The organism is Plantibacter sp. CFBP 13570, from assembly GCF_014841395.1.
Classification (GTDB): Bacteria; Actinomycetota; Actinomycetes; order Actinomycetales; family Microbacteriaceae; genus Plantibacter; species Plantibacter auratus.
Window position 1 is genome coordinate 1 of sequence record NZ_JACYTW010000144.1, and the last position, 591, is coordinate 591.

Below are 591 nucleotides of genomic sequence, written 5' to 3' on the forward strand. Positions count from 1 at the left end.
GTCTCGACCGAGCCGCCACCGATCAGCAGCATGACGATCAGGGCGCCGGTGTACGAACCGGTCTGGAACCCGATCACGTCGGGGGAACCGAGCGGGTTACCAGTGAGGTTTTGGAAGATCGCGCCGCTCATTGCCAGGCACGCGCCGAGCAGCACGGCCATGAGGATGCGGGGCGCACGCCATTCGAGTACGACCATGTTGGTGTAGTCGTCACCCTGACCGACGAGGGCACTGAGCGCCTCGACCGGTGATATCTGCGCAGATCCCGAAAACACGGCGAACACCGCCAGCAGCACGATGCCGACCCAGAGGGCGGTGCAGAGGCGAGCTGACAGCCCATCCACCAGCAGGAATGGCCGCGAGTGTGGGCCGATGCGGTGTATGCGTCGGCCGAAGTCGAGCTCGGTCACGCCGTCATACCTCCGAGACCCGGAATCGGCGCACCATGTAGATCAGCACCGGGGCACCGATGAACGCCGTGACGACGCCAACCGGTACCTCGCCCGCCGTGATGACACGGCCCAGCACATCGGCGAACCCCGTCACGGTGGGCGCGATCAGCACCGAGTACGCGAGGATCCATCCCTGGTG

The 591-nt window shown here is 65.7% G+C and carries 2 protein-coding genes; both read right to left on the reverse strand.

What is annotated here, in order from left to right:
* Positions 1 to 410: iron chelate uptake ABC transporter family permease subunit (locus tag IFT89_RS20990; protein ID WP_202939852.1), on the reverse strand; the 410-nt coding region annotated here is incomplete at its 3' end.
* 4 nt (positions 411 to 414) lie between these two features.
* A complete protein-coding gene (locus IFT89_RS20995) occupies positions 415 to 579 on the reverse strand; it encodes an iron chelate uptake ABC transporter family permease subunit (RefSeq protein WP_374190809.1) in 165 nt (54 codons plus the stop codon).
* Positions 580 to 591: the final 12 nt, after the last annotated feature.